Genomic DNA, 22,704 nt, shown 5'->3' with positions numbered 1-22,704 from the left:
GACGTTTTCATGAGTGAGAATAAAAAAGCGACGCTGATATCGAGCGAAGACGCCGCCAATCAAACCTTTTCTACCGATAACAAAATCTCCGGTGGTTGTGCCCAATGCGGCTGCGAAGTGCTGATTTACTACCATTACGACTCGGGAAAACCGGTGCCGAATGCGCCGTTTGTGTTGACTGACAGCAACAAGACCGAGATCCACGGCAAAACCGATGCCAACGGACTGTGCCAAATCTACGACATGGGCTGCGGCACCTTCGAACTGATGCTGGAGGAAGGCTCCGATGATTTCACCCCCCGTGAAACCGTAGAAAACAACCCGGTATTACAGTCGAACCCGGCGTATGCCACGCTGGCGGGTGAGTATTTCACTCTGTTTCTATTGCTGCGCAAACAGGGCCTGGTGAACTATGACGCCGACGACAGCAGCGATCGCCATGTCGATGTGGATGGCGCCGGGCTGTTTACCTCTATCCCTCAAGAGTACCGCAAATCCTATGACCGCTTCTGGGAGCTGGATAAACGGGTCAATCGCGGTAGCCGCGAGCTGAAGCGGGCGGTCAATAAAATCCACCACAGCCTGGCGGCGGAAGTGGCGGACAAAGGCGGAGAGAGCAACGCCGCGCTGATGCTGTTTTGTGAAATCGCGCTGGGGTTTATTCCGGTGGTCGGGCAGGCCATGGATGTGTACGCGATCGGCGAGTGGAGCTGGCGGTCGTATCAAGAACCCGCCAGGCTGGAAGACCCGCTGCATATCGCCGAAGGCGCGCTCTGTGCGATCGGCGTGATCCCGGGGTTGGGCGATGCGTTGAAGGTCAGCGGACGGGCGATTATCCGTGCGCTCAAAGAGGCCACCCCCAAAGAGCTGCAATTTGCCATCAAAACTATCCGCAGCCTGTCGGACGGTAATCTGGTCAAAGGGCTGACCCAATTGCAGGCCGAGCTGCGACATTACGGCGCGCAGGCCAAAGCGCTGCTGCTGAAGATCCATGCGGCGCTCAAACAGGTGCTGGCCGAGTCCGCGCGGAAGAACAACTGGATTGTGTCGATGATGAAAGACAGCTTCAGCGCCATGATCGCCGCGCTGGAAAAGCTGATTGCCAAGTACGACGGCGCGTTGGCCTACATCGAATCCCAATTCAAAGTATTCATCGACAAGGTGGTGACCCGCGTCAGCGGGAGTGCGCGGAAGAAGGGCAGCATTGCCCATGACGCCGCCGCGTCGAAAGCGCCGTCACCGGCGGAAAGCCCGTCGGCCAAACCCGCCGCGCAAAGCGAGAGCCAGCTCGCGGCGGGGGAGAAAACGGCTGGGATGCAGGCAGGCGGGGGCAACAACGGAAAAGCGACGTCGGCCAAAACCGACGAAAAGAAAAGCAACAACCCGGCGGCGAAACCGAAAAACGCCGCCGGCAAGGAAAAAACACGTCAGTCATCGGAAGGGACGGAAGACATCACCACCGGGAGCAACAAAGGCGAACAGCCGGATAATTCCCACCAACAGGCGGCCGCCGGGGAAAAAGATAAAACGTGCAAAGCCAGAAGCGATAAGTGCCAGAAAGAGGGCGAGCCGGTGGATATGGCGACCGGCTATGTGGTGGACTGGCGTACCGATTTTACGCAGAGCGGCCTGCTGCCGCTGGCGATGAAACGTTATTACCGCTCGGGCGGCGAACGCCGACCGGGGCTGCTGGGGGCGCTGTGGCGCAGCAACTGGGACATGAGCCTGACGCTGGACAACGGTGTCGCCACGCTGACGGACGGTGAGTTCAACCAGGCGGTCTTTGTGCTGCCCGAAGAGGGGGCGCAGAGCCGGGCGCCGTCCAACCCGTCATGGCGGTTGTGCCGCCAGCAGGGGCACCTGGTGTTGCAGCATGTCGACGGGCTGCGTTACCGCTTCGAGCACGCGTTGGGGCTGCACCTGTGCCTGACCGCCATCGAAGACCGGGCGGGCCATCGCCTCACCTTCTTGTGGGACCGCGCCGACCTGTGCTGGATTAGCCTGCCGGACGGGCGTCTGGTCCACGTGGAAACGCAGCGGCGGCGGATAACCACACTGACGCTGTGCGACGAGCACCGCCAGCCGCTGAAAACGCTGGTCCGCTATCAGTATGATGCACAAGGCTACCTGCTGAACGTGCGGGCGGGGGAAGGGCGCAATTTCGACTATCAGTACTCGCCGCAGGGCTGGCTGCTGCGCTGGTCGGATTTGGCGCACACCTGGGTTGAGCACGAGTACGACGAACAGGGGCGCTCGCGGCGTGACCGTACGGCGGAAGGGTTCTGGCCGGGCGAATTTCGTTACGACGACGACGCCTTCACCAGCCAGTACCACAGCGGTTTTGGCGGCGTCACCACCTATGTGCGCGATGCGCGCAACAACATTCTGCTGCGCCGGGAGCCGGACGGCGGGGAATACCGCTTCGAGTGGGTGGACAACCAACTGGCGGCGGAGAGTGACCCGCTGGGCGGGCGCACCGAATATCAGCGCAACGACTGGGGACAGGTGACGGCGGTGACTCTGCCGGACGGGGCGACGCATCGCTATGAGTACGATGATGACGGCCAGTTGCTGGCTTATATCGACCCGCTGGGCAGTGCGTGGCGTTATACCCGCGATGCGGCCGGGCGGGTGGACACGGCGAGCGACCCGGAAGGGCGGACGTGGCAGCACCGCTATTCGCCGCAGGGGCTGTTATCGGGCGTGACCGGGCCGGACGGCCGGGTGCAGCGTTATCACTACAACCGTCGCGGGCTGCTGGAGCGTCTGGAGGCGGAAGGCACCTCGCCGGTGACCTTCTTCTACGACGGTCATGACCGGCTGACGGAGCGGCACATTGCGCACGAGCAGGGCGTGCAGGTGCGGCGGTGGGTGTACGAAGGCGGTCGCGAGACGCCGGAAAAGGTGATTTACGAAGACGGCAGCGAAACGCGGTTCGGTTACGACGGGGAAGGGAACCTGACGTCGGTGACGGATGCGCTGGGCCAGCGTTACCGGTTCCGCTACGGCGCGTTCGATAACCTGCTGGAGGCGACCGACCCGCTGGGGGCGAGCGTCCGCTATCATTACAATGCGGAGTCGGAGTTCGCCGGGGTGACCAACAGCCAGGGTCAGACGTGGCAGTACCGGTTCGACACGGCGGGCCGGCTCAGCGAGGAGCGGCATTACGACGGGCGGGTGTACCGCTATGACTACGACGTGGCGGGGCAGTTGGCGAGCCGACAGGCCCCGGACGGCAGCCGGCTGGCGTACGGCTATGACGCGGGCGGTCGGCTGAGGACGATTGAGGCGGTCAGTGCGGACGGGGCCGGCGAGGGGACGACGACCTTTGCGTATGACCTGTCGGGACGGCTGCTGAAGGCGGCGAGCCCGGACGCGGTGGTAGAATATGCGTACAACCGCGCCGGTCAGGTGGTGAGCGAGACGGTCAACGGCGAAGAGGTGCGCACCGGCTACGACGACGGCGGGCAGCGGTCGGTGGTGGAAGGGCTGCTGGCGTCGCTGAGCCTGGGGTGGCAGGGCGGCCGGCTGACGACGCTGGGCATCGGTTCGCACCTGCCGCTGACGTTCAGCCACACGGCGTCGGGGGAAGAGCAGCGGCGCAGCAACGGGTCGGGCTTCGCGCTGCGGCACGAGTGGCGTGCGACGGGGCTGCTGTCGCGTCAGGCGCTGGAAGGCGTGAGCGGGGTGCTGGAGCGGCGTTACCGGTACGACGTACTGGACCGGCTGACGGGCCTCAGCGACAGTCACTGGGGCGAGCAGGCGCTGCGGCTGAACGGGACGGGCCAGGTGGTGGCGGAGCGTCGCGAGCAGGGTCGCCGGCAGCAGGCGCGGCTGTTTGGCTACGACAGCGAGCAGAACCTGTGCGAGGTGTCGGCAATCGAGCCGGACGGCGCGGGCCGGCTGTCGGCGGCTAATGCGGCGGTGCAGGCGTCATCGGGTTACGATGCGGCGGGCCGGGTGGTGGTGCGTGGCGACAGCCGGTATCAGTACGACGCCTGCGGCCGGCTGGTGAACAAACGGGAAAGCCGCGCCGGTTTCCGGCCACGGGACACGCAGTTCGGGTGGGACGCGCAGGACCGGCTGGTGCGGGTGAGTCTGCCGGACGGGTCGCGGTGGCGGTACCGTTACGACGCGTTCGGCCGTCGAATCAGCAAGGTGCGCGAGGGCCAGGTGCCGTCGGCGCAGGCGGTAGCGCGGGTGGCGTACCGGTGGGACGGCGACCAGCTGTCGGGCCAGACGCAGTACCGTGCGGACGGCAGCGTGGCGCGGGCGGTGCAGTGGGTGTACGAGCCGGGGAGTTTCCGGCCGCTGGCGCAGGTGGAAGAGAAGGACGAGCACACGCAACTGCACTACATCGTGACGGACCTGACGGGAACGGCGCGGGAGCTGTGCAGTGAAACGGGGGAGGTGCACTGGCGGGGCGAGCAGGCGTTGTGGGGTGCGCACCGGGAAGAGAAAATCCCCATTCCGTTACGACGCTGGCTGGGTGATGCGGCGAACGAGGAGGTATACTGCGAGCTGCGCTATCAGGGGCAGGTGTACGATGCGGAAACGGGGCTGTATTATAACCGCCACCGGTACTACGACCCTGAGACAGCGCAGTACCTGTCGGGAGATCCGCTGGGGATCGCCGGGGGGATAAGGCCGCAGGGGTATGTTCCTAATCCGCTAGAATTGGTGGACCCGCTGGGGCTTGTAGGTGACCCAGCAAAAGCGACTCATATCACCTATCAAGGTGTAAAAAATGGTAAGCCTTATGTGGGATATGCCAGCAAACCTGGGCTAGGACATTCAGCACAAGATGTGCTCAATTATCGGTATGGGAATAATTTTGATGCATTTGATGTTAAACCTGAGCCCTTCTATAGAGGTGATGGCCTTGAAGGGAAATACACTGCACGAGGTCTGGAACAACGGACATTTGAAGATCTTGGTGGGTTAGAAAAAACATCAAATAAACAAAACCCGATAGGTCCAAATAATCCTCGTAGAGATGATTATTTGGCTGCTGCAGATAAGCACAGAACAAAGGGGGATAAATGTCCATAGTAAAGAAGAAAGATTTAATTGAGAATTCTGTTTTTTCAATTTATTTGGAAGGGATTGGTTATACAATTGCCCAACTAAGAGATGATTGTCAAATGGAGTTCTTTGATGTTCTTAGAGAGAGGGATGAATGGGAGGGGGTAGATCTAAATGAAGAAAAAGTACTTTTTTGCATTGTGGTTGCAGCACATCGGTTACTAGCTTTATTTCATAGAAACATTACATCAGAAGTCATATTTAATGAGAGAGCGCGCTGTCTGGTTGGACTCAGCTATTCATCAGTAAGGGAAAGTACAGGTGTTTTTGGTCTAAATTTAATAGAGTATGGGAAAGTGTTCGATCCTAATGATATTAGGGTTTTGATTAAAGATTTAGACCCTTTTTTTCATAAAGATTTTCTTTATTCATTTGAATTGCTTGGCATGAATGGAAAAGTGGATAAAATAAAGGAAAGGTTGGTGAGGTGTTTTTCTGAGGGAGTTAATTTCGATACTCAGATAAAATTTCTATATCCTGAGTTAGAGCTTCCACCTAAAGGGTATGTAAGAAAGGATGTTGAGGATATTAAGGGTTTTTTGAATCATTAAATATAGAGGGCCGGAAGTGATCCAACGATCCTTCCGGCTTTTTTATATTTATCAGTTGGTATTATTACGCCAGCATCACATCCGGCTCAGCCCGAAGGATGATCCGGCCGGGTAGCGCTTCAATACTGAACGGCGAGGTGAGTAAGCCACTTTGGGTGAGCCAGTCGCCTGCCAGCGTTAGTTCACTGTTGTCGCTCACCCAATCAGTCCCTTCTGTCTCGCTGCCATCCAGTTCGGCCACCAGCGCGGCGATATCGGTGTCATCGTCCAGCCGTGTCAGCATCAGCCCGTTGCGGTACAGGCTGATACGAAACAACGTCCCGGCGGTAAAACCGGCCTGTGCCAGCGCGGAGCCGGTCAGGGTCAGTTCGGGCAGGTCGCCTGCTTGCCACGCAATATCAATATCGATGCTCATTGTACGCCCCCAACATCCATCCCACCGGGAAACCCCTTCAGCCACCGTGCCACCGCCTGTTCATCGAACGCGGCAACACTGAGCGCGTGCAAGTCCTGCCACAGCGCACGGATATCCTGCGTAGTAATCACAATGCAACCGGGCATGATACGCAGCCGGAGCGGTTGCCCGGTGTGAAACCCGGCTTCCTTCAGCCAGTGGCCTGCCATGGTGATGGCGGGGGTGTCGTGGTTGCCTTTGACCGGTCGATAGCTGACGCGGGTAAAGCGCTCGTGTTGAGAGATTTTAAAAACGGTGGTGTCTGGCGTAGAATGCGCGTCAGCCATAGTAACTACTCCTGTTAGTTGCTTGTGGTTAGCCGTGCGGGTGTGTTGCGAGCACGCCTGCACGGCGTCAGTTAAGGCTCAGCGCAATAAGCGCTTTGCCTGATGTTTTAATATCATGGCGTCGAGAACGGATGTGACCGTTTTCAACTCGTCCTCATCCATCTGCCTGATGGCTTCAAATTTCAGTTTCAGCTCATCCTGCGGCTCGCGCTCACCATCCTCAAAAATCAGCCAGTCAGTCGATACGTTGAAGGTGATGGCTGTGCGTTTAAGAATATCTAAAGAGGGCTGCGCTTCGCCGGACTCATAGCGACGAACCTGAGTAAGATGTATCCCTACCTTGTCAGCCATCTGCGGCTGGGTCAGGCCGTACTGCTTGCGCAGTTGCAGAAAGCGAGTTGAAAAGCTCATCCAGAACATCCTCTGATAATTACCGGTTTTTCGCATTATCTCTCCCTGTTCTGAATGGGGTGTCTTTTGTGTTCTTAATAGACTTTATGCTAATATCTATAGAGAGCATTTTCAAGGTTTTTGTAAGAAACATTTCACTGGCTAACCTTTCTGTTTTAATCTTGTCTTATATAGCATTTAACCTTTTATTACAGCGCTCACATTATGAATGTTATCTGTGTAGAGTGTTTTCCATGTGTTCTATATGGGGTCGTTAAATGTTTCTTGTAGGGTTATTGACAGTGTTTTTGTGATGGCCGGGTCACGTTGACAGTACGGCGTATTCCCTATTAGGAGCGGCATTACGACGGGCGGGTGTACCGGTATGACTACGACGTGGCGGGGCAGTTGGCGAGCCGGCAGGCCCCGGACGGCAGCCGGCTGGCGTACGGCTATGACGCGGGCGGTCGGCTGAGGACGATTGAGGCGGTCAGTGCGGACGGGGCCGGCGAGGGGACGACGACCTTTGCGTATGACCTGTCGGGACGGCTGCTGAAGGCGGCGAGCCCGGACGCGGTGGTAGAGTATGCGTACAACCGCGCCGGTCAGGTGGTGAGCGAGACGGTCAACGGCGAAGAGGTGCGCACCGGCTACGACGACGGCGGGCAGCGGTCGGTGGTGGAAGGGCTGCTGGCGTCGCTGAATCTGGGGTGGCAGGGCGGCCGGCTGACGACGCTGGGCATCGGTTCGCACCTGCCGCTGACGTTCAGCCACACGGCGTCGGGGGAAGAGCTGCGGCGCAGCAACGGGTCGGGCTTCGCGCTGCGGCACGAGTGGAGTGCTGCGGGGCTGTTGTCGCGTCAGGCGCTGGAAGGCGTGAGCGGGGTGCTGGAGCGACGTTACCGGTACGACGTACTGGACCGGCTGACGGGCCTCAGCGACAGTCACTGGGGCGAGCAGGCGCTGCGGCTGAACGGCACGGGCCAGGTGGTGGCGGAGCGTCGCGAGCAGGGTCGCCGGCAGCAGGCGCGGCTGTTTGGCTACGACAGCGAGCAGAACCTGTGCGAGGTGTCGGCAATCGAGCCGGACGGGGCGGGCCGGCTGTCGGCGAGCAATGCGGCGGTGCAGGCGTCATCGGGTTACGATGCGGCAGGGCGGGTGGTGATGCGTGGCGACAGCCGGTATCAGTACGACGCCTGCGGCCGGCTGGTGAACAAACGGGAAAGCCGCGCCGGTTTTCGGCCGCGGGACACGCAGTTCGAGTGGGATGCGCAGGACCGGCTGGTGCGGGTGAGTCTGCCGGACGGGTCGCGGTGGCGGTACCGTTACGATGCGTTCGGCCGTCGAATCAGCAAGGTGCGCGAGGGCCAGGTGCCGTCGGCGCAGGCGGTAGCGCGGGTGGCGTACCGGTGGGACGGCGACCAACTGTCGGGCCAGACGCAGTACCGTGCGGACGGCAGCGTGGCGCGGGCGGTGCAGTGGGTGTACGAGCCGGGGAGTTTCCGGCCGCTGGCGCAGGTGGAGGAGAAGGGCGGGCGCACGCAACTGCACTACATCGTGACGGACCTGACGGGAACGGCGCGGGAGCTGTGCAGCGAGACGGGGGAGGTGCACTGGCGGGGCGAGCAGGCGTTGTGGGGCGCGCTCCGTGAAGAGAAAATCCCCATTCCGCTGCGGCGCTGGCTGGGCGATGCAGCGAACGAGGAGGTGTACTGCGAGCTGCGTTATCAGGGGCAGGTATACGACGCGGAGACGGGGCTGTATTATAACCGCCACCGGTATTACGACCCTGAGACAGCGCAGTACCTGTCGGGAGACCCGATAGGGCTGGCAGGGGGGGCTGAGGCCGCAAGGGTATGTGCATAACCCGATGGAGTGGGTGGATCCGCTGGGGTTGGTTGGGTGTCCGGGAAATAGCCACTTAGATAACCCTAAGAAAAAAGTTAACTCGGCTGAAGTAGGGGATATTGTTCGTACTCCATCGTCACATCCTGAAGATTTTACAAAAATAAGAGGTGGTGATTATAAAAATCAAAATACAGGAGAAATATGGAGTAAGAGTAATACCACTCACAGTGACAAGCTTGGGGAGTGGAAGGTTGGGATAGGGAAAAATGCACCTACTCCAAGTAAAAAGATTACGGTGGGGATGAGTGATGGAAAAATCATTAAAATTGACAAGTAATAGCTTTAATTTTAACTTGGCTGATATTAATTTTAGTTCTTTTAGTTCGTCAAATAAATGGGTTGGTTGTTTTGAGAAAAAATCGCCATTTGCAATTTCATTGATTGATGACTCTATAGAAATAGTGCGTAATTTTTTTTCTCCCCATTGGGATAGTTTCTTTGCTCTGTCAGCTTTGTCTTTTGATGATGAAAGGGAGACTGATGGTGATATATTGAAAGAATATGGAGGTGTATATGATTATGCTAAGATTAATAATTATTTGAAACCTCTGAGTGATGATTTCGAAAGTTATTTGTATGGTGAGATTCCTTTGCCTGCATCTTCATTAAGTCTGCATTTTGATAATGATAATTTTATGGATATTTGTAGGTTAATCATGGGGCATGGGGGTGTACTAGGTCAGGTTTTTTTTATGATTAATTTGGAGTTGAAGTTGGCAATATATCCTCATGGTGATATAGGATTTGGTATTATATCCCTTGGTGAGGATGATGCTGTTTGTAAGTCATTTTTGAATTCTCTTATTGGAAATGATGATTTTAATGTCCTTATGTGATTTTTATTAAGCACTATATCAGTGGTGTTTTATAGCCGGAAGCGATCTTACGATCCTTCCGGCTTTTTTATTTGGCCATCAGCGTGATTACGCCAGCATCACATCCGGTTCAGCCCGAAGGATGATCCGGCCAGGCAGGGCTTCAATGCTAAACGGTGACTTTTTTACGCTGGTTGTGATCGGCTGGTGGAATCACACATTGCCCACTCAATATCCGCAAAAGTGTCATGGATGCACTTAATCCTTTCTGTTTATGGTTACAGAACCATAGACCATAAATACATCGGTCGAACCTGACGAACCACGGTAACCCCCCTGGCCCTCATTGAGGTAACAAGCAAGGGCAGTAAATTCCCAGGCTTCATCCATCGAGGCTGTGATTTTACGTGTGGTGAGTTCGGCTTTCCCGTATTGTTCACCAAAGCGGCGTACGCCCCAGGCAAACTCTCCCAGTGAGTCGCGGACTGATGGATGCTCCCATCCCCATAGCCAGGTGCCATCTTCCGTGTTGTAAGTGCCGATGACTTGCACGGGGGCAGTTATCACCATTTTCTTTTCGTTATTCGTGAAGGTAATTATCCCGGCATCAAGATCGACCGCCCATGAGGCCACATCAAGACCCCACATCTCCACGGCTGCTTGTGTACGCAATTGCATCTCGTTATTTGCGCGTGCAATCGTCAGGTGGGGTTCTGCAAGCGCTACGGTGTCGCTAGTGGCCCCGGTTTCTTTGCCGCCAAAAAGCGTCTTTAAGAAATTGATCATTGATACTCTCCTGGTTTCTCATTTGGCGTGAATTAATGTTGCTCGAATGGATCTTACTCTAAAGTGCCAATGGGTTGCGTTGTTCAACTCGTAACTCGCATTATTTTTGGTATAGGTGTAGTATATGTGAAATTAAATCATTTTTTGCTATATAATGATTATTGGGGTGCTTATATAATGCGTAGGTTTTTTCTGCTTCTTTCGATTTTATCGATTTGTAACTATGCGTATTCATTTTATACTGTCATGGCGGACTTGTCATTTATATCTAAATTTCAGAATGTTTTCGTAATGTTGATGTGCTCAGCTTTTTCTTTTTTGTTATTTGCGTCAAAAAATAAAGAAATATTGTCTTTACTAAAAAAATATTATTTATCACTTAAAATGAAGCCGATAGGTGGAGACTACACACATGTGTTGTTATTCTGCTTTATTTTTATCTCTTATGCGCATTATTATATATCTGAGCTGCTGTTTAAGCTTATTTTTGATGCTGTGTCAAAGGTTGTTCCAATTTACCTTTATTCAACGGTCGAGAGTTATGTCTATATTTACTTTTCTACCAATTGCATATTTTTTGTCCTTTACTCAATGCCAGTCATATATTCTTTTATGAGATTGAAATCCGGGGCGGAAAATGTGACTCATTTGAGACGTGATGAATAAATGCCATTTCTGGATTCACGTGGGGGGATGTGAATTCCATTCAGCGCTTACGAATAGATGACAGGATCTTCAGTTGTACTGCAAGGATGCTATCGGAGGTTGGCGTCTGACACAAAATTGGGCCTCTATCCTAAACACCATTGCTACTTTTGGGCCCCTGAGGGCGTGGTGTTCAACCGGTAGATACCTTTATCGGCTTCGGCCTACCTTGTTACTTTCCCCCTCATCATAACGTCCTGCGCTATTTCCTCATAGTAAGTACAACGTGTCCCTTATACCCAAAGCATCATTATTGCGCGGTAGATAATCTTTGCCGGTATGGAGGGCTGGGGTAGAGTAGGTTATTCCCCACAACGGCTGGGATAGGGCGGGGACAGGCACCCGCGCATGTGGCGAGGTGTGAATCAATGAGGAGGGAAGTATGGGGATTTCTCCAGCACTGATTACGCAGGCTACTGAATGGCGCCGTAAGTTGCATACTAATCCGGAATTGGGGTATCAGGAACATCAGACATCTCAGATGGTGGCCGAATTACTGACCCGGTTTGGGTTTCAGGTCCATACCGGGCTGGCGGGAACCGGCGTAGTCGGCACCCTGGAGAACGGGCCGGGGCCGACCATTGGCCTGCGTGCCGATATGGATGCGCTGCCGGTGACTGAACTGGGTTCTCTACCCTATACATCACAGCATTCCGGCGTGATGCATGCCTGTGGTCACGACGGGCATACCGCCATGTTGCTGGCTGCCGCCAGTCATCTTGGCGAAACCCGACGTTTCAGCGGAACGGTGCACGCCGTTTTTCAGCCGGCGGAAGAGAATTTGGGCGGTGCGCGCCGGATGGTGGAAGAAGGGCTGTTTACGCGTTTCCCAATGGATGACATTTATGCTTTGCATAATTGGCCTGGGTTGCCTGTCGGGCATGTCGGCGTGAGCAGTGGGGCGATGATGGCTTCGCTGGATTCGTTTGAAATTACCCTGACGGGCAAGAGCTGCCATGCCGCGATGCCGGAAAGCGGCGCCGATCCTATTATGGCGGCGTCTCAACTGGTGCTGTCGCTACAGACGATTCCTTCCCGGCTGTTGTCGCCTCAGTCGTCGGTCGTCATCAGCATTACGCAGATTGCCGGCGGGGAAGCCATTAACGTGATTCCGGAAACCGTGGTGTTGCGTGGTACGTTGCGTTGTCTGCAAACCTCAACGCGTGATCAGGTGAAAACATTGATTGCACAATTTGCAGAGCAGGTCCCCGCGCTGTTCGGCGTCAACGGGGCCATTCGTTACTTTCCGGGCTACCCGGTGACCCACAACGATGCCCGAGTCGCGCAAACCGTTCGCGAAGTGGCGCAAATAACGTGCGGTGAGGGGCAGGTTCATTGGGATATCGCTCCTTCCATGGCTTCGGAAGATTTCGCCTGTATGCTCGAACACTGTCCCGGCGCTTATTTCTGGCTGGGCGCTGATGGCGAAACCCCTTCCCACCCATTACATAATGCCTGCTATGACTTTAATGACGCACTCATTCCACATGGTGTCGCGATGTGGGTTGCGTTAGTGGAAAAACGGTTGCCATTGCGTTAACCGTATCCGGCAGCGCCCGCTGCCATCTTGTGCGGCATCCTTATGATCCTCATTCAATTATGGCTTTTATGCACCCGGCTCAGACCGGGTGTTTGCTATGTTTGTCGGCGCTTTTCACTCTGTTCCACAATCCGGTTTATTTAATCCCAATAACGGAAACTATTTTTCCATAAAGTCTGTTTTTTATTTTTTTTGATTCAAATTGCACGGGGAAATAATAAACCGGAAACGTTTTTCCTTCGATCGTATTCACGGTGCTGTCCGAGCATTTATTTTGCCAAGTTATGCGGCGACTCACGATTTTGCTATCGGGTGGGATGTGATTTTTTATTGTGCGATCAGGCGGTGTTTTATTTTTCTTTCATGACATAAATAGTGATGAAATGTTTCGCTTACGTGATGTTGCGGTGTGAAAATAATCAAGGAGTATGACTAGGCATATTCCTTATTAATAATGCGTTTATTCTTGTTTTTAATTAGCATGATAATTGTTTTTAAATCTAACGAAATTAGAGAGGCAAAAAACACCCGTTTTTTGGGAAATTGTAATACGTGCAGTATAGGCGTTATTTTCCGTAAAAATTGAATTATTTTTCATTGGTTTTTTATTTATTTAATTGATTTTTAAGTATTTTTTGTGTTTTTGGGAGCTTTGGGATATTAAAAATATATTAGCGTTGACCATGTATCAGCGTTATGTGTATGATTGGCGAACGAAGCAGAAATATATCTACACATTTTGAATACAGTTCTGTCGTTTTTATTAGCTTACTAATTCCATACGGTTTAAGAATGCGTTGAGTGAATGCGCCGAGGCGGCGGGTTCTATTTCTTGCATATCGTCGGTCGAAAAACAAACATATCCAAAATAATTCGCGTTGCAGGAAGGCGGCAATCGAATGAATCCTCGGGAACTGACATCAGTCAATGAGCGGGGTGAATGAAGGCAGCCAACACACCGGCAACGTGAAGTATGAAGGATATAGCCTATTTGTTCGCTGAATAACCTGGTCTGTCATGGATTCAGGCGGGTTTTCAGTAGGATTCGACCTTATTTTATCGGGCCAGAGTGCCCTCACGTTGGTATTGACATATGGCAAAAGGAACTGACGGTGCATCTGTCGCACCAAAGGAACGTATTAATATCAAATATGTCCCAGCTACGGGTGGTCAGCAGGCGGAAATTGAATTACCGCTGACGTTGATGGTAGTGGGAAATATGAAGGGACGCACAGAAGAGACACCGATTGAAGAACGTCAGACGGTGTCTATCGACAAGAACAATTTCACTTCGGTCATGAAAGAGGCCAATCTGGAGCTGAATTTCAGCGTGCCTAACCGCCTGGAAGAAGACAGCCAGGATGACCTCCCCGTCAAACTCAGTATCGCTTCACTGAATGATTTCTCCCCCGATCGCATCGCCCAGCAAGTACCGGAACTGCGCAAGCTGCTGGAACTGCGCGAAGCGCTGGTGGCGCTGAAAGGGCCGCTGGGTAATATCCCCGCTTTCCGCAATCGCCTGCAGGATCTGTTATCCAGCGAAGAAGCCAGAGAGCAGTTGCTTAAAGAGCTGGATCTGGTGAAACCCGCCGAATAATTGATTGTCACTGACGAGAGAAGGGAAACAAACATGTCAATGGTTGAAGAACAGGCCCAGACAAGCGCGGCCGGTGGTTCATCATCGCTGCTTGAAGAAATCATGGCGCAGGCGCGCATCACCCCGGTGGATGAAGGTTACAACGTCGCCAAACAGGGGATCGCCGCGCTGGTGGCGAACATTCTGGACAGCGGCAACGCGGCCGAGCCGGTGAACAAGGCGCTGGTCGACAGCATGATCGTTGAGCTGGACAAAAAACTCAGCAAACAGATCGACGTGATTCTTCATGCACAGGAGTTGCAGGAGCTGGAATCTTCCTGGCGCTCACTGAAACTGCTGATCGATCGCACCGATTTCCGTGAAAACATCAAAATCCTGCTGCTGCACGCGACCAAAAACGAGCTGCTGGAAGACTTTGAGTTTGCACCGGAAATCACCCAGTCCGGTTTCTATAAACACGTTTATTCCAGCGGCTACGGCCAGTTCGGCGGCCAGCCGATCGGCGGGGTGATCGGCGATTACGCGCTGACTCAAAGCTCGCCGGACATCAAGCTGATGCAGTATGTCAGCGCGGTGGGCGCGATGGCGCACGCACCGTTCATCTCCTCCGTCGCACCGACCTTCTTCGGTGTGGACAGCTTTACCGATCTGCCGTCGATCAAAGACCTGAAATCGGTATTCGAAGGCCCGGCTTACACCAAATGGCGTTCGATGCGTGAATCGGAAGATGCCCGTTATCTGGGGCTGACGGCGCCGCGTTTCCTGGCTCGCCTGCCGTATGACCCGGTAGAAAACCCCATCAAAGGGTTTCACTACAAGGAAGACATCAGCGCCAACCACGAACACTACCTGTGGGGCAACACTGCGTATCTGATGGGGACCGCCATTACCGACAGCTTCGCCAAGTACCGCTGGTGCCCGAACATTATCGGCCCGCAAAGCGGCGGCGCCATCACCGATCTGCCGGTGCATGTGTATGAAGCGATGGGCCAGTTGCAGGCCAAGATTCCGACCGAGGTGTTGATCACCGACCGTCGCGAATACGAAATGGCCGAAGAGGGTTTCATCACCCTGACCATGCGTAAAGACAGCGATAACGCCGCGTTCTTCTCCGCCAACTCGGTGCAGAAACCCAAGGTGTTCGCCAATACCAAAGAAGGGAAAGAGGCGGAAACCAACTACAAACTGGGTACGCAACTGCCGTACATGTTCATCATCAACCGCTTGGCGCACTACATCAAAGTGTTGCAGCGCGAGCAGATCGGTTCCTGGAAAGAGCGTCAGGATCTGGAGCGCGAGCTGAATAACTGGATCAAGCAGTACGTCGCCGATCAGGAAAACCCGCCGGCTGATGTACGCAGCCGCCGTCCGCTGCGTGCGGCACAGATCAAAGTGCTGGATGTGGAAGGCGAACCGGGCTGGTATCAGGTGACCATGGCGGTGCGCCCGCACTTCAAGTACATGGGGGCGAACTTTGAATTGTCCCTGGTTGGTCGTCTGGATAAGGAATAACGACTGATGCCGTCGCTCTCTGCCTGGGAGCGGGGATCTGCGGCCAGCCTGTTTGATCGTATCCGGGGAGAGGAGCGCCGTTCCTCTCCCGAAACGGAGTTGGAAGACCTGATCGCGTCGGTGAAACGCCAGCTTGATCAGGTACTGAATACGCGCCCCGGCAGTTGTCGCAGCGCACCCGAGCTTGGCGTGATTGATTTTAATGACGCCACGCAGGGCGGCGCGGATATCCGGGGCAAAATCCGTGAAGCGATCCGACAGTGTATCTGTCGCTTTGAACCGCGCATTGTCCATGTGGACGTCAGTGCATCGGACTATCTGTCCAACCCGCTGGAGATGTCGTTTCAGGTCACCGCACATGTGCGGCTGGAAGAACTGGAGCAGGTCACCTCCTTCAATATTCATATGGACAGCCACCGCCATTACAGAATGATGTGATTATGTCGCTGGAACATTTCTTCAGGGATGAACTCGCTTATTTGCGCCTGCAAGGGCGCGAATTCGCCAAAGCACACCCTGAACTTACCCGATTTTTGTCAGAACAGACCACGGATCCGGATGTCGAGCGGTTGCTGGAAGGCTTCGCCTTTTTGACCGGCAGTTTGCGGGCGAAGATCGAGGATGAGTTTCCGGAGCTGACGCACGGCCTGCTGGGGATGCTGTGGCCGAACTATTTGCGCCCGGTACCCAGCATGACCATCATGCAGTTTTCGGTACTGCCCGGCGCCATCGCGCAGCCGGCGTTCGTGGCGCGCGGCTGCGAGCTGGACAGCCTGCCGATAGACGATGTGGTCTGCCATTTCCAAACCTGCCACGATGCCTGGATCTACCCGGCGGATATCCACCGGATTAACGCGCAAAGCGGCAACGACATGTCCGCCATCACGCTGGATATCGGCCTGCACGGGCCGTTGTCGCTGGGGGATTTGCAGCTCGATAAACTGCGTTTCTTCCTGGGCGGCGACCGTTACACCGCCTATGAACTCTATTTCTGGATAGCCAGCCAGCTGTCGCACATTGAGCTGGAAATTGACGGGAAACGCTTTCGCCAGCAGGCGAATGTGCTGAAAACCGTCGGCTTCGAGCGCGAAGACGCGATGCTGCCGTATCCCGGCAACGTCTACTCCGGCTACCGCATCCTGCAGGAGTATTTCTGTTTTCCGGAAAGTTTTCTGTTCTTCCAGTTGTCCGGCGCCAGTTGGCCTAACCAGCCGCTGATGGTGACGGATTTCAAACTGCATTTCTGCTTTGACCGGCCGCTGCCGGCGGAACTGAAAATCCGTCCGGATTCGTTCATGCTCAACTGCGTGCCGGCCATCAATCTGTTCCGCCATGACAGCGAACCGATCAACCTTGACGGCCGCCAGACGGATTACCCGCTCAAAGCCAGCTATCGCCACGCCGACAGTTTCGAGATTTTTTCCATCGACAAAGTGGAAGGCTGGGTGGAGGGCAACAGCGGGCGCGCGCGCGGCATTCCGCGGCTCTACCAGCCGTTCGAAAGTTTCCAGCACCAAATCGAACGAGCCAAAGGGCGGCTGGCGCTGTATTACCGCATTCGGGTGCGTGAAGCGGTCAGCGGCGACGGCTTTGAGCATTTGCTGTCGTTTGTGCGCGGCGACGAGAAAGAGGTTATCGATCTGGATGAGTCCATTTCGGTTAGCCTGACCTGCACCAACCGCTCGCGGGCGGCGCAGTTGCCGGTGGGCGCCATCTGCGTGCCGACCGGCAATTCGCCGTCTTTCGCTACCTTCCGCAACCTGATTCGGCCCACCCGCCCGCTGCGCCCGGCGTTGGACGGCAGCCTGCACTGGACGCTGATCTCCAACCTGTCGCTGAACTATGTGTCGCTGCTGCGCCGTGATGCGCTGGTGCAGATCTTGCGTACCTACGACTTTCCGGCGTTGCATGACAAGCAGGCGGAGCAGGCGTCGCGCAAGCGGCTGGCGGGGATAGAAACGATTGAAACCACACCGGTGGACCGGCTGGTGCAGGGGATGCCGGTGCGCGGGCTCAAGTCGGTTTTGTCGGTGCGGCAGTCGGCGTTCGCCAGTGAAGGCGAACTCTATCTGTTCAGCACCGTGCTGGCGCATTTCTTCTCGTTGTACGCCAGCGTCAACGCCTTCCATCTGCTGGAAGTGGTCAACATCGATAACAAGGAGCGCTACCGATGGCCGGTACAGATAGGTCAGCACTCGATGATGTGACCGCAGGGCAGGCGATGTTTCGCCAGGATGCGCGCCACTTCAACTTCTTTCAACTGGTGGAATTGCTCAACCAGGTGGAAGGCGTCGATCTGGAGCAGGCGCTCGACTTCCGGCCTGAACTGGAGCGCATTCGCTTTCGCGCTACCGCATCAATCGGTTTTCACCCCAGCGATGTGCTGCGGGTGGGCGAAGACAGTGACGGCCGGCAAGAGCTGGAAGTGGCGTTTCTCGGGCTGCACGGCAGCCAGTCGCCGATGCCGGGGTATTACCTCGAAGAGCTGGCGTGGGAATACGCGCAGGGCGAGCAAAAACTGGGCGTGTTTCTCGATTTCTTCCATCACCGGTTGCTGACGCTGCTACACCGCGCCTGGCGAAAATACCGTTATCACGTACGTTTCCAGAATGACGGTGAAGACGGCTTCTCCCGGCTGATGTTCGCGCTGGTGGGGCTCGGCAACGACGCCGTGCGCGACAGCCTGCCGGTCAACCGCGCCAAGATGTTGTCTTACGCCGGCCTGCTGGCCAGCCCCAGCCGCTCGCCGGAAGTGGTCGCCGGTCTGGTCATCCACTGTTTCGACCTGGAAGACGTCGAGGTCATCGCCTGGCAGCACCGCAAAGTACCGATTTTCGAGGACCAGCAAAACCGGCTGGGGCGCGCCAACAGCGTGCTGGGCGGCGATTTAGTCATCGGCGACAAGGTGAACGATTGCGCCGGCAAATTCCTGCTGAAAGTGGATAACCTCAGCTTCGGCCGTTTTCTCAGTTTCCTGCCCAACGGCGAGCATTTTCAACCGCTGGTGCGTTTTGTTTCCTTCATTCTGCGCGATCAACTGGCCTGGGACTTGCGCCTCGGTTTCGCCGAAGGGGAAGCCAGGGGGTTGCGGCTGGGCGATGACCAGAGCAGCCGTCTGGGATGGAGCAGCTTTCTCGGGCAGCCGCCCGCCGACCCGTATGTGACGATTTGTGTGCAGGAGTAATTGTGAACGAAAACAACCCACTCACGCTGGTGGTGCTCAACAGCGAACAACTGGATATCAACTCGCAGGTGCAGCACCGCTTTGATCACCGCGGCGGCACGCTGGGCGCATCGGAAAAGGATCAGTGGCAATTGCGCGACCGACTGGGAGCGGTATTACCGGAACATGCGCGCATCGAATTACAAGACGGCCATTTCTGCGTCTGCGACCTGAGCGGCCAGACCTTCATCAACGGCGCGTTGTCGCCCATCGGCCGCGATCGGCGGGTACGGCTGGATCATGGCGATGAACTGGTGATTGGCCCGTTCCGTCTGGGGGTTTACCTCGAGGATCCGGCGCGCGAGCAGGATATCGATCAGGTGCTGGGGCAGCGCCCCGGCGATGTACTGGAAGGGTGGCTTGGCGAAGAACGACGTAGTGCGCCCGCCGATGAGACGGCGATAGACCGATTTAACGACCCGTTGTGGGCGTTGCAGCAGGAACAGAGCCGCTCGCCGCTGGCAACGGAGGCTGAGCGCGGCGATGAACTGCCGACCTCGCTTTCTTCTTTTTCTGCCGTTGAGGACACCATGGATCAGAAATTTGTGGAATTACCGACCATTGACAATCCGCACGCCGGGGCGGGGCTGGGCGGCGCGGTTGACGCGGTGACGCTGGCGCCGCTGCTGCGCGGGCTGGGCGTATCGCTCAATACCGGCGATGAGCAACAACTGCGCGAGATGCTCGAAGAGATGGGCAAAAGCCTCAAAGCAATGGTGGAAGGCTTGCTGACGTTGCAGGCCGATCAGGCGGCGCTGGCGGATACCCATCTACGGCCGATTGAAGATAACCCGCTGCGCCTGGGGCTGGATTACACCGATACGTTGTCGCTGCTGTTCGCCGACGATAAAAGCCCGGTGCACCTGTCCGCACCGGCCGCCATCAGTGAAGTGCTGAGTAATATGCAGGCGCATCACCGGGCCAACCAGCAGGCGATCGCCGTGGCGCTGGAAAGCATTTTGCAGGCGTTTTCTCCGGCGGCGCTGCTGGGGCGTTTCGAGCATTACCGCCGCAGCGGCGAACGCCAGGCGCTGGACGACGGCTGGGCGTGGCAGATGTACCAGCACTATTACCGCGAGCTGACCTCGCCGCGCCAGCAAGGGTTCCAGAAACTGTTTCATCAGGTGTATGCGCAGGCGTATGACCGTGCGGTTCGCCAGCAACAGGAGCAGAAATAATGCTGCGAGCCTTAATGCTGCGAACCGGGTGGTTATGCGTTCTGATGCTGCTGCTGCCCGGCTGTTCCACGCTCGGCAAAATGGCGAAGGTGGCGGCCAACCCGGATATTCAGATAGGCAGCAATGATAACCAGCCGTCCACCGTCGGTTTCAGCCTGCTGGCGGAGCCGGATGTTAACCCCAGCGAGAGCGGCGACGCGGCGCCCATTGAGTTTCAACTGGTGATGCTGGCGGAGGATTCACGCCTGCTGGCGACCGACTATGACCAGGTGACCGGCGACATCGAAAAGGCGCTGGCCAAGAATTACCTCAGTCATCAGGACTACACGCTGCTGCCGGGGCAGTTCAAATACCTGCCGCCGGTCAAGCTGGATGAGAAAGTGCATTACATCGGGGTGATTGCCAAGTACGCCGACCCGGACAGCGCCGAGTGGCGCAAGGTTATCAAACTGAAAAACACCGGTCGCACTTATCAGCTTCTGGTGCATTTGCGCCGTGAAGAAGTCGAAATCAAGAAAGATCAAGAAGAAGAATAACTATGTCGAGCCGAAATCGGATTATTTGGCGGGAAGGGCTGTTCATCAAGCCGCAGCATTTCCAGCAACAGCAAAGACACACGGACTACGCGCTCCATGCCCGTCTTAGCGCGCTTAGCGACTATTTCTACGGCCTGCAATCGCTGGCGATCAACGAGGAATACCTCAACTTCGGGCGTATCGCGCTGGTGAACGCCACCGGCGTGATGCCGGACGGCACGGTCTTCAACATTCCGGGGGATGACGCGCTGCCGCAACCGCTGGAAATCACCGATGTGGCGCTGGCTAACCAGAAGGTCTATCTGGCGCTGCCGCTGGCGGTGAACGGCGTCAGCGAAGTCGGGCAGGCCGGGGCCGGTATCGCCACCCGCCTGCAATCGCATCGTCACGATGTGCGCGATTTGCACAGCGAAGGCGGCGACGTGGTGTCGATGGAAGTGGGCAAGGTCAGCCTGCGGCTGATGCTGGAACGCGATGATCGCAGCGCTTATGCGTCGCTGGCGATCGCCAACATCCTCGACAAACGGCCGGACGGCGGGCTGGTGCTGGACCCTAACTTTATGCCGTGCAGCATCAGCGTTACCGCCATTGCGAGCCTGAAACGCTTTCTGGGTGAATCCGCCGGTCTGGTGGCGGAACGCGCCCGCAGCCTGGCCCAGCGTATCGCCGCGCCCGGTCAGCAAGGGGTGGCGGACGTGGCGGAATTCATGATGCTGCAACTGCTTAACCGCGCCCAGCCGCAACTGTCGCATCTGGCGCGTCTCGGTACGCTGCACCCAGAGCGGCTGCACGAAGCGCTGGTGCAACTGTGCGGCGAACTGATGACCTTTACCGACGAGTCGCGCCTGCCGCCGGAGTTTCCCGCTTACCGGCACGAGCATCAGCAATCGAGCTTTGAGCCGCTGATGATGGCGCTGCGTCAGGCGCTGAGTACCGTGCTGTCGCCGCGTGCGGTGTCGATCCAGATGAAAGCGCAGCCTTACGGCGTGCGGGTGGCGCTGGTGGGCGATGCCGAACTGATGGCCGGCGCCGAATTTGTGCTGGCGGTGCGCGCGCGTATGCCGCAGGAGCATTTGCGCAAGCAACTGCTGCAACAAACCAAGATCGCCTCCAGCGACAAGATCCGCGAACTCATCAGCCTGCAACTGCCCGGCGTGCCGCTGCTGCCGCTGCCGGTGGCGCCGCGCCAACTGCCGTACCACGCCGGCTACAGCTACTTCCAGTTGGACAGGCAAAGCCCGGCCTGGAAATCACTGGTCACCAGCAACACGCTGGCGTTCCACATTGCCGGCGAATTCCCGGAACTGGACATGCAACTGTGGGCCATCCGCGGCCAGTAGTTAACAGGAGGAACCCGTGAGTACCGACATCATTAAAAACGACCAGTTAGGCGACCTGTTGTATGACAACGCCCGACAACTGGATATGGATTCCGATTACTGGTTCCGCCTGCGCGGGCAGAGCATTAACCCGATGATCGACGCGGTGACCCCGCTGCTGGGCATGGTGGAGCGGGTGCGCCAGCTGTCGGAATACGGCGGTGTGGCGGAGTTGTATCAGCGCGTGCAGTCCGAAATTCAGGCCATCGAGCAGGAACTGCATTCTCACGGCTACGAAAACGGCGTGATCCTGTCGTTTCGCTACATTCTGTGCACCTTCATTGACGAAGCGGTGATGGGGCGGGAGTGGGGCGGGCAGAGCGTGTGGTCGGCCCATTCGCTGCTCACCCGCTTTCATAATGAAACCTGGGGCGGCGAGAAGGTATTCGTGCTGCTGGAAAAACTGCTGGATGACCCGGTGCGCTATCGCGACATTCTGGAGTTTATCTACCTGTGCTTGTGCCTCGGTTTCGAAGGGCGCTACCGGGTGATGACGCAAGGGCGCGAAGAACTGGATCGGGTGGTGCGCCGCTTGCACGACACCCTGCGCCCGGAGCCGGAAAACTCGCCGACGGTGTTCCACCTCAATCTGGGGCAGCAGTCTTCCCGCTACCAACTGCGTAAACAGATTTCGCTGCGCACCCTGTTTATCGGCCTGTGCGTGGTGATGGCGGCGGCGTTTGGCCTCTACCACTATCAGCTAACCAACCAGACCCAGGACGTACTGCGTCAACTGGGAGAATTATTACAATAACAGG

At 56.3% G+C, this 22,704-nt stretch carries 17 protein-coding genes and 1 pseudogene; 14 read left to right on the top strand and 4 right to left on the bottom strand.

The window, feature by feature from the left end; all coding sequences use genetic code 11:
- The first annotated feature begins 9 nt into the window (after positions 1-9).
- Positions 10-5,052: an RHS repeat-associated core domain-containing protein gene (locus tag FDP13_RS05625; RefSeq protein WP_234424384.1), complete on the top strand. Its 5,043-nt coding sequence runs from the start codon at positions 10-12 to the stop codon at positions 5,050-5,052.
- The gene (locus tag FDP13_RS05620) at positions 5,043-5,636 is read left to right on the top strand and encodes a hypothetical protein (RefSeq protein ID WP_143838964.1); all 594 of its coding nucleotides are present in this window, start codon (positions 5,043-5,045) and stop codon (positions 5,634-5,636) included. Before FDP13_RS05625 ends, FDP13_RS05620 begins: the two co-directional genes overlap by 10 nt.
- A gap of 64 nt (positions 5,637-5,700) precedes the next feature.
- Here the strand turns inward: FDP13_RS05620 and FDP13_RS05615 are convergent, their stop codons facing one another.
- The 3 genes from FDP13_RS05615 to FDP13_RS05605 form a co-directional block, all read right to left on the bottom strand.
- Positions 5,701-6,051, bottom strand: coding sequence for a SymE family type I addiction module toxin (locus FDP13_RS05615; RefSeq protein WP_143838963.1), 351 nt, complete (start codon positions 6,049-6,051; stop codon positions 5,701-5,703).
- Positions 6,048-6,377, bottom strand: a complete 330-nt coding sequence (locus tag FDP13_RS05610) for a SymE family type I addiction module toxin (protein ID WP_143838962.1) — start codon at positions 6,375-6,377, stop codon at positions 6,048-6,050. Before FDP13_RS05610 ends, FDP13_RS05615 begins: the two co-directional genes overlap by 4 nt.
- Positions 6,378-6,455: 78 nt before the next feature.
- Positions 6,456-6,788, bottom strand: a complete 333-nt coding sequence (locus FDP13_RS05605) for a helix-turn-helix domain-containing protein (RefSeq protein ID WP_026358148.1) — start codon at positions 6,786-6,788, stop codon at positions 6,456-6,458.
- A gap of 333 nt (positions 6,789-7,121) precedes the next feature.
- Here FDP13_RS05605 and FDP13_RS05600 point away from each other — a divergent pair.
- Together FDP13_RS05600 and FDP13_RS05595 are read left to right on the top strand one after the other, a co-directional pair.
- Positions 7,122-8,952, top strand: a pseudogene (locus FDP13_RS05600) (RHS repeat-associated core domain-containing protein); the annotation flags it as partial.
- Entirely contained in the window at positions 8,924-9,511 is a 588-nt protein-coding gene (locus FDP13_RS05595) for a hypothetical protein (protein WP_143838961.1), read from the top strand. The pseudogene FDP13_RS05600 and the gene FDP13_RS05595, both read left to right, overlap by 29 nt.
- 237 nt (positions 9,512-9,748) lie before the next feature.
- Here FDP13_RS05595 and FDP13_RS05590 read toward each other — a convergent pair whose 3' ends face one another.
- A complete protein-coding gene (locus FDP13_RS05590; protein ID WP_033575898.1) occupies positions 9,749-10,276 on the bottom strand; it encodes a DUF6882 domain-containing protein in 528 nt (175 codons plus the stop codon).
- Positions 10,277-11,363: 1,087 nt separating this feature from the next.
- On the opposite strand from FDP13_RS05590, the gene FDP13_RS05585 reads away from it, so the two are divergent.
- The 10 genes from FDP13_RS05585 to icmH all read left to right on the top strand — a co-directional run bounded on the left by FDP13_RS05585 (position 11,364) and on the right by icmH (position 22,700).
- Positions 11,364-12,521 carry a M20 aminoacylase family protein gene (locus FDP13_RS05585; protein ID WP_033575897.1) on the top strand — a complete coding sequence of 386 codons (1,158 nt, stop codon included), beginning with the start codon at positions 11,364-11,366 and terminating at the stop codon, positions 12,519-12,521.
- A gap of 1,093 nt (positions 12,522-13,614) precedes the next feature.
- The gene (gene tssB / locus FDP13_RS05580; protein WP_012770486.1) at positions 13,615-14,118 is read left to right on the top strand and encodes a type VI secretion system contractile sheath small subunit; all 504 of its coding nucleotides are present in this window, start codon (positions 13,615-13,617) and stop codon (positions 14,116-14,118) included.
- Positions 14,119-14,151: 33 nt separating this feature from the next.
- A complete protein-coding gene (gene tssC, locus FDP13_RS05575; protein ID WP_012770485.1) occupies positions 14,152-15,630 on the top strand; it encodes a type VI secretion system contractile sheath large subunit in 1,479 nt (492 codons plus the stop codon).
- Between the two features lie 6 nt (positions 15,631-15,636).
- Complete coding sequence (gene tssE / locus FDP13_RS05570; protein WP_012770484.1) at positions 15,637-16,068, top strand: type VI secretion system baseplate subunit TssE; 432 nt, start codon at positions 15,637-15,639, stop codon at positions 16,066-16,068.
- A gap of 2 nt (positions 16,069-16,070) precedes the next feature.
- Positions 16,071-17,837, top strand: a complete 1,767-nt coding sequence (tssF, locus tag FDP13_RS05565; RefSeq protein ID WP_012770483.1) for a type VI secretion system baseplate subunit TssF — start codon at positions 16,071-16,073, stop codon at positions 17,835-17,837.
- Entirely contained in the window at positions 17,801-18,814 is a 1,014-nt protein-coding gene (gene tssG / locus FDP13_RS05560; RefSeq protein WP_027712629.1) for a type VI secretion system baseplate subunit TssG, read from the top strand. Before tssF ends, tssG begins: the two co-directional genes overlap by 37 nt.
- A 2-nt stretch (positions 18,815-18,816) precedes the next feature.
- Positions 18,817-20,031, top strand: a complete 1,215-nt coding sequence (tagH, locus tag FDP13_RS05555; protein ID WP_027712628.1) for a type VI secretion system-associated FHA domain protein TagH — start codon at positions 18,817-18,819, stop codon at positions 20,029-20,031.
- Positions 20,031-20,567, top strand: a complete 537-nt coding sequence (tssJ, locus tag FDP13_RS05550) for a type VI secretion system lipoprotein TssJ (protein ID WP_143838960.1) — start codon at positions 20,031-20,033, stop codon at positions 20,565-20,567. The genes tagH and tssJ overlap by 1 nt, the downstream gene beginning before the upstream one ends.
- A 2-nt stretch (positions 20,568-20,569) precedes the next feature.
- Complete coding sequence (gene tssK, locus FDP13_RS05545) at positions 20,570-21,907, top strand: type VI secretion system baseplate subunit TssK (protein WP_033575895.1); 1,338 nt, start codon at positions 20,570-20,572, stop codon at positions 21,905-21,907.
- Between the two features lie 16 nt (positions 21,908-21,923).
- Positions 21,924-22,700 (top strand): type IVB secretion system protein IcmH/DotU, encoded by a 777-nt coding sequence (gene icmH, locus FDP13_RS05540; RefSeq protein WP_012770478.1) that lies wholly within the window; start codon positions 21,924-21,926, stop codon positions 22,698-22,700.
- The last annotated feature ends 4 nt before the right edge of the window (positions 22,701-22,704 follow it).

It is taken from the genome of Dickeya sp. ws52, assembly GCF_007210685.1.
GTDB classification, from domain to species: Bacteria; Pseudomonadota; Gammaproteobacteria; order Enterobacterales; family Enterobacteriaceae; genus Dickeya; species Dickeya chrysanthemi.
This window is presented reverse-complemented; position numbering and strand designations above follow the sequence as displayed.